The following is a 6311-nucleotide window of genomic DNA, read 5'->3' as shown; positions in this document are numbered from 1 at the left end:
CACGGAATGAATATTTGCTCACGCACCACGCGGCGCTGACACCAAACACCAGGTTCAGCGGCACCGAGATCAGCACCGCGATCACCGTGAGCTTGAGCGCCGACAGGGCATCGGGTTCGAAGATTGCGGCGAAGAACGCCCCCAGGCCCAGCTTCAGCCCCTGGGAGACCACGATGAACAGTGGCAGCAGCAGGAACAGCGCAAAGATCAACCAGCCAAGACCGATCAGGACTCGCCGCGATGTTGCACTGCCGCGGCGGGCGGCGTTGGTGGAGGCCGCGTAAATAGACGATTGGGACATGTTCGCGCCTCCTTATGGGGTTTCGATGCGCCGCTGCAGCAGGTTGATCAGCAGCAACAGGACGAAGGAAACCACCAGCATCAGCACGCCGATGGAGGTGGCGCCGGTGTAGTCGTATTGGTCGAGCTTGACCATGATCAGCAGCGGCAGGATCTCGGTTTTCATCGGCATGTTGCCGGCGATGAAAATCACTGACCCGTACTCACCCACGCCACGGGCAAAGGCCAGGGCGAAGCCGGTCAACCAGGCCGGCAACAACGCCGGCACAAGGACGTGGCGGAACACCTGCCACGGCTTGGCACCGAGGCAGGCGGCGGCCTCTTCGACTTCACGGGGGATATCGGCCAGCACCGGCTGCACCGTGCGCACCACGAACGGCAGCGTCACGAAGGTCAGCGCCAGGGTGATGCCCAGCGGGGTGTAGGCGATCTTGAAACCCAGGTCGGTGGCAAACTGGCCGACCAGGCCGGTCGGCGCATACAACGCCGTCAGTGCAATACCCGCCACGGCGGTGGGCAAGGCGAACGGCAGATCGATCATTGCATCGATGATCTTGCGACCGGGGAAGGTGTAGCGCACCAGCACCCAGGCCAACAGCGTACCGATCACACCGTTGATGATCGCCGCGCACAGAGCAGTGCCGAAGCTGAGCTTCAAGGCCGCCAGCACCCGTGGCGCGGAGATGATCGCCCAGAACTGTTCCCAGGTAAGTTGGGCGGCATGTACGAACATTGCCGCCAGGGGTATGAGCACAATCAGACTGAGGTACACCAGGGTGTAGCCCAGCGTCAGCCCGAAGCCGGGTATGACGGGGGATATGCGACGCGACATAAAGGTCCTTGGTTGAGAACGCGCAAAAACTGTGGCGAGGGGATTTATCCCCGTTGGGCTGCGAAGCAGCCCCAAAGCAGCCGACTCAATTCACCTGAGCATAAAGACATGCCAGATTCAGGGCCGCTTCGCGCCCCAACGGGGATAAATCCCCTCGCCACAGATTCAGTGTCCGGCCTTAGCTTGTAATCAGCTCATTCAGGCCTGCCCAGCTTACTGCGCCTGATAGATCTGGTCGAAAATGCCGCCATCGTTGAAGAATTTCGGCTGGGCGGTTTTCCAGCCACCGAAGTCCTTGTCAATGGTCACCAGGTCCAATTTCGGGAACTGCCGGGAGTACTTGGCGGCCACGTCCTTGTCACGTGGACGATAGAAGTTTTTCGCGGCGATTTCCTGGCCGGCCGGGCTGTACAGGTGCTTGAGGTAGGCTTCAGCGATCTCCAGGTTGCCTTTTTTCTCGGCATTCTTGTCCACCACCGCCACCGGCGGCTCGGCGAGGATCGACAACGACGGCACGACGATGTCGAATTTGTCCGCGCCGCCGTCTTCTTTCAGCGCCAGGAAGGCTTCGTTTTCCCAGGCCAGCAACACGTCGCCCTGACCGTTGTTGACGAAGGTAATGGTCGAGCCACGGGCGCCGGTATCGAGGATCGGCACATGCTTGAACAGTGCTTGAACGTATTGCTTGGCCTTGGCTTCGTCACCACCGTTGGCCTTGAGGCCATAGGCCCAGGCGGCGAGGAAGTTCCAGCGAGCACCGCCGGAGGTCTTCGGGTTCGGGGTGATGACCGACACGTCATCCTTGATCAGATCGCCCCAGTCCTTGATGCCCTTGGGGTTGCCCTTGCGCACCAGGAACACGATGGTTGAGGTGTACGGTGTGCTGGCTTCCGGCAGGCGTGTTTGCCAATCCGCCGGCAGGGACTTGCCCAGCTTGGCGATTTCGTCGATGTCGCCAGCCAGAGCCAGGGTCACTACGTCAGCCCGCAGGCCATCGATCACCGCCCGACCCTGCTTGCCCGAGCCACCGTGAGATTGCTGGATCTTCACGCTATCGTCCGGGTGCGCTTTCTTCCAGAAACTGGCGAATTCGGCGTTGTAATCCTGGTACAGCTCGCGAGTCGGGTCGTAGGACACGTTAAGCAACTCGTAATCCTTGGCAAAAGCGGAACCTGCAAAAACAGCGCTGGCCAAGACGGCCAAGGCATAACGGCGAATTGACGGCATGGTGAAAACTCCTGGAATTCCGGTTTTTTATGTTTGTGAAGTGTTGGTCTTCAACCCGGTTTGTGGCTCGGCTGCTGCAACCGGAATTTTTCCTTGCGCTCGATCTGGACGACTTGCGCGTTGTGCACGGTGATTTCCACCGCACCAAAACGAAGGTCCCGTAAGGCATTGAGGATCTCGCGCAACAGAGTTGCTTCGTCCTGACCGTCAACGCTGCGTAGAGATGCGCTCATGCTATTGCTCCTTGAATGCCTGGAAGTGGGCGGCACCGTTTGTGGCGTAGGAGCAATACTAGATAGGCTTAGATATTCTTAAAAAGACTATTTAAGAATTTTTATATAACCAAAAACACAAACAGCCGATGTGCAAAGGCAATTAATTGATTGCGGGCGCGCGATCCCAATCCAGCTGGTGCGCGGCAACGGGTCGCCCGAACCAGTAGCCCTGCCCCATCCCACAGGCATGTTCCAGCAGAAACGCTGCCTGCTCGCGCTGCTCGATGCCTTCGGCTTGCACTTGCATACCCATGCTGCGGGCCAGGGCGATGATTACCTGGACAATCGCTGCGTCGTCCTCATCCCACGGCAACCCGGCCACAAAGCCCTGATCAATCTTGAGCTTCTGGACAGGCAGGCGTTTGAGTCGCAGCAACGACGAATAACCGGTACCAAAATCATCGATAGCCAGTCGCACCCCCAATTCCCGCAGGCGGTGCATTTGCTCCAGGGCCACTTCCGGATCGTCCATCACCGCGCTTTCGGTCACTTCCAACTCCAGACAGGCCGGGTCCAGGCCTGAAACGTGCAGCACCCGCGCGACCTGTTCGTACAACTCGCGACGGGCGAACAGCCGACTGGAAACGTTGACCGCGACAAACGATAACGCCACCCCAGCCTCCTGCCATTGACGCATCTGTCGACAGGCCTGCTCCATGACCCAGGCATCGATTTGGGCGATCAGCCCGGTGCGCTCGGCGATGGGAATGAACTCGGCCGGCGAAACCAGCCCGCGCTCGGGATGTTCCCAGCGCACCAAAGCCTCGACACCGATCAGGCGGCTGGTCGCCAGATCGTGTACCGGCTGGTAATGAACCCGCAGCTCCTGCTGCTGGAGCGCGCGTCGCAGTTCGAAGGCGATCTCGACTCGTTGCTGGGCATGAGCGGTGAGTTCTTCGGTATACAGGGCATAGCCATCGCGCCCGGCACTCTTAGCCTTGAACAACGCGGAGTCGGCGTTGCGCAGCAGTTGCCCCGCGCTGAGGGCATCCCCGGGAAACAGGCTGATGCCCACGCTGGCATTGATGAACAAGAGCTGGTTTTCGAGGCGCAACGGTTCTTTCAGGGCATCGATAATGCGCTGGGCCAGCACCGCCGCCTGCGCCGGCTGCGAGCAATTTTCCACCAGCACCGCAAACTCGTCGCCCCCCAGCCGGGCCAGGGTCACGCCGGGCGCAAACAACCCCCGGAATCGCTCCGCCACGCTTTTGAGCAATTGATCGCCAACGTGATGCCCCAGGCTGTCGTTGATGTTCTTGAAATGGTCCAGGTCCACCAGCAACAAGGCGCAGCCGCGTTTGTGCAGCTGCGACGACGCCAGCGCCTGCTCGGCGCGATCGGAAAACAGCAGGCGATTGGGCAGACCGGTCAGCGGATCGTGGTGGGCCAGGTAGGCCAGTTCGTGCTCCGAATCCTTGATCGCGCTGATGTCCGAAAACACCGCGACGTAATGGCTGACCTGACCGTTATCGTCGCGAACGACGCGGATCGTCTGCCATTGCGGGTAGATCTCACCGCTTTTACGTCGGTTCCAGATCTCGCCGCTCCACTCGCCACGGCTGCCCAGGGACGCAAACATCTCCTGGTAGAAATCCGCCCCATGACGGCCAGACTTGAACAGGTTGGGCCGCCGGCCCAACACCTCATCCCGGGCATACCCTGTAATCGTCATGAAGGCGCGATTGACGTGCACGATCAGGCCGTTCGGGTCCGTCACCAACACCCCTTCGCGCGTGCAATCGAAGACGGCGGCGGCCTGGCGCAAACGTTCGCCGTCGGCACGGTGTTCACCTTTTCCGAAAAGCCGGGATATCCGCACACCCGCCAGGAAAACCAATCCGGCGCTGACCAGGACCCAGGCATATCCGTTGATCAACTGCCAGCGAAGCTGATCGGCAGATTGATCGAAAAAGCTGCTCAATAAATAACCAACCAGCTGCAGCCAGACGACCGACAGCACGAGATAAAGCAGCGCTCCACGCATGGCGCTGCGGTGATAGACGGTCATTCGGCGATCCATGTCCCCACAAAGAGGTGGGAATTATAGAGTAAGAAACATCCTGCCACTGTTATCTGAAAGGCCGACTGGTTTTATCTGTGCGGCAGGTGATAATGCAACGGCTGTTTCTATCTTTATCGAGGGCCCTATAGCCTATGTGGTACGAAGGTTTTCTTGGCTTGTCGCCCTGGTCACTGGTGGCAGTCACCCTGCTGATGACCCATGTCACGATCATTGGCGTCACGGTCTACCTGCACCGTTATTCGGCTCATCGCTCCCTGGAGCTCAACGCCGGCCTCAAACATTTCTTCCGCTTCTGGCTGTGGTTGACCACGGCGCAGAACACCCGTGAGTGGACCGCCATCCACCGCAAGCACCACGCCAAATGCGAAACCGTCGATGATCCCCACAGCCCGGTGATCAAAGGCCTGTCCACCGTGCTGCGCAAAGGCGCCGAACTCTATCGCGCCGAAGCGGAAAACCCCGAAACCCTGCGCATCTACGGCAAGAACTGCCCTGATGACTGGATCGAGCGTAATCTCTACAGCCGCTTCCCACTCTTGGGCGTGGCGATCATGGGCGTCATCGACCTGCTGCTGTTCGGCACCATCGGCATCACCATCTGGGCCATCCAGATGATGTGGATTCCGGTCTGGGCTGCCGGCGTGGTCAATGGCCTGGGTCATGCCGTGGGCTACCGCAACTTCGAATGCCGCGACGCGGCGACCAATCTGGTGCCCTGGGGCATCCTGATCGGTGGCGAAGAACTGCACAACAATCACCATACCTACCCCAATTCGGCCAAGCTGTCGGTACGCAAATGGGAGTTCGACCTGGGCTGGGCCTGGATCCAGGTATTCAGTTTCCTGCGCCTGGCCAAGGTCCAGCGCGTCGCGCCGATCGCCCACCGTGTCGAGGGCAAGGGGCATCTGGACATGGACACCGCCATGGCGATCCTCAACAACCGTTTCCAGATCATGGCCCAGTACCGCAGGCTGGTCATCGCGCCGCTGGTCAAGCAGGAACTGGAAAAGGTCGATCACTCGGTCCGCCACCAATTCCACCGGGCCAAACGCCTGTTATCGCGGGAAACCAGCCTGCTGGATGAGCGTCACCACGCGCGCATCCAGAGCATGTTGGAACACAGTCAGGCGTTGAAGGTGATCTACGAAAAACGCCTGGCCTTGCAGCAGATCTGGGCCAAGACCAGCAGCAACGGCCACGACATGCTCGCGGCCATCAAGGAATGGATCCACGAAGCCGAGGCCAGCGGCATCCAGTCCCTGCGCGACTTCGCTGACCAGCTCAAGACCTACTCGCTGCGGCCTGCAACGGCCTGATAAGCAACCCCGCCAGCCGGCGGAATGCTGTTCACTTAAAAAGATGGCGCTTCTCCTTGAGTGGGGAAGCGCCTTTTTTTGGGGGCCTTGTGATTGAGCAGACGTCGCACATTGGCATAGCTGCCGGGACAGCCATAAATGAATGATCCGTTCACAGGGTCAGACGCGAGGCACTCGTGGTTCGGGTTAACGACCACGATATTCTTTTAATACGCGAGCATGCCTAGCGGGACGGAATGGCCCGCAGGTCGTCGGCGATAAAGCGGCTCAGTTGGCCGGTGTAAAAGCCTTCGACATCCGAGTTACCTCTGTTGGTCAGAGCGCCCACCATGCTTCTC

5 protein-coding genes and 1 pseudogene are annotated in these 6311 nt (G+C 59.6%); 1 reads left to right on the top strand and 5 read right to left on the bottom strand.

Features of this window, described 5'->3' with window-relative positions:
• From GSM73_RS28160 to dibA, 5 genes and pseudogenes are all read right to left on the bottom strand, one after another.
• Positions 1–301, bottom strand: a pseudogene (locus GSM73_RS28160) (sulfate ABC transporter permease subunit CysW); the annotation flags it as partial.
• 12 nt (positions 302–313) lie between these two features.
• Positions 314–1132, bottom strand: a complete 819-nt coding sequence (gene cysT, locus GSM73_RS02960) for a sulfate ABC transporter permease subunit CysT (RefSeq protein WP_047230311.1) — start codon at positions 1130–1132, stop codon at positions 314–316.
• A gap of 213 nt (positions 1133–1345) precedes the next feature.
• A complete protein-coding gene (locus tag GSM73_RS02955; protein WP_047230312.1) occupies positions 1346–2359 on the bottom strand; it encodes a sulfate ABC transporter substrate-binding protein in 1014 nt (337 codons plus the stop codon).
• Between the two features lie 50 nt (positions 2360–2409).
• Positions 2410–2592 carry a sulfur starvation response protein OscA gene (oscA, locus tag GSM73_RS02950; RefSeq protein WP_047230313.1) on the bottom strand — a complete coding sequence of 61 codons (183 nt, stop codon included), beginning with the start codon at positions 2590–2592 and terminating at the stop codon, positions 2410–2412.
• Positions 2593–2734: 142 nt separating this feature from the next.
• Positions 2735–4642 carry a phosphodiesterase DibA gene (gene dibA, locus GSM73_RS02945; protein WP_107321445.1) on the bottom strand — a complete coding sequence of 636 codons (1908 nt, stop codon included), beginning with the start codon at positions 4640–4642 and terminating at the stop codon, positions 2735–2737.
• 146 nt (positions 4643–4788) lie between these two features.
• On the opposite strand from dibA, the gene desA reads away from it, so the two are divergent.
• On the top strand, positions 4789–5973 hold the full coding sequence (gene desA, locus GSM73_RS02940) for a delta-9 fatty acid desaturase DesA (RefSeq protein WP_160891512.1): 1185 nt from the start codon (positions 4789–4791) through the stop codon (positions 5971–5973).
• Positions 5974–6311 lie beyond the last annotated feature (338 nt).

Origin of the sequence: Pseudomonas sp. PICF6 (genome assembly GCF_009831705.1) — a bacterium.
Lineage (GTDB): Bacteria > Pseudomonadota > Gammaproteobacteria > Pseudomonadales > Pseudomonadaceae > Aquipseudomonas > Aquipseudomonas rhizophila.
Note: the sequence above shows the minus strand (reverse complement) of the source record. Positions and strands in the feature narration are given on the sequence as shown.